The organism is Mesorhizobium sp. M0077 (assembly GCF_040322955.1).
GTDB lineage: Bacteria > Pseudomonadota > Alphaproteobacteria > Rhizobiales > Rhizobiaceae > Mesorhizobium.
Genome location: NZ_JAMYUL010000043.1, coordinates 1 through 628 on the forward strand (window position 1 = coordinate 1; position 628 = coordinate 628).

At 63.7% G+C, this 628-nt stretch carries 1 protein-coding gene; it reads left to right on the forward strand.

Going from position 1 to position 628, the window contains the following annotated elements; translation table 11 throughout:
* Nucleotides 1-18 precede the first annotated feature (18 nt).
* Nucleotides 19-612 carry a transposase gene (locus tag NKJ57_RS30835; RefSeq protein WP_352513793.1) on the forward strand — a complete coding sequence of 198 codons (594 nt, stop codon included), beginning with the start codon at nucleotides 19-21 and terminating at the stop codon, nucleotides 610-612.
* Nucleotides 613-628: the final 16 nt, after the last annotated feature.

Consider the following 628-nt stretch of genomic DNA (forward strand, 5'->3'; position numbering starts at 1 on the left):
GCCGAGTTGATCGACCGCGTGCCGGTGGTGCCGGGCGAGATCCGCATCGGTGACCGCGCCTATCTGCAGGCCGAGCGGATCGCCAAGGTGATGGCGCAAGGCGGCGATGTTGTTGTGCGCGCGTCGTGGAAAAACGCGCGATGGCTCGACGCCAACGGCAGGGCGTTCGATCTCATCGGCTACCTGGAGAACTGCCGGGAGGAAGTCTGCGAAACGCCTGCCCGGCTGGCACTCAAGAAGGGCGAGCCTGTGAAGATGCGCCTGATCGCCTTGCGCAAATCCGAGGCCGCGGCACAAGAAGCGCGGCGCAAAATCAACAAGGAAGCCAGGGCCAAGGGCAACAAGGTTCAACCGCAGACGCTGATTGCGGCCGGCTTAGTCCTGCTTGTGACCTCGCTTGACCGGGAGGAGTTTCCCGCCGATACGGTCTTCAAGCTCTACCGCATGCGCTGGCGCATCGAACTCGCCTTCAAGCGCCTGAAGAGCCTGATCGGGCTGCGCTCTCCTCCCGCCAAGGACCCAAGGATCGCAAAGCCTTGGATCCTTGCACACTTCCTCATCGCGCTTGTGACCGAACCCCTCTCGCAGGAGTTGGGTGTCTCTCCCCCTTGAGCGACGGGCGCCCGCT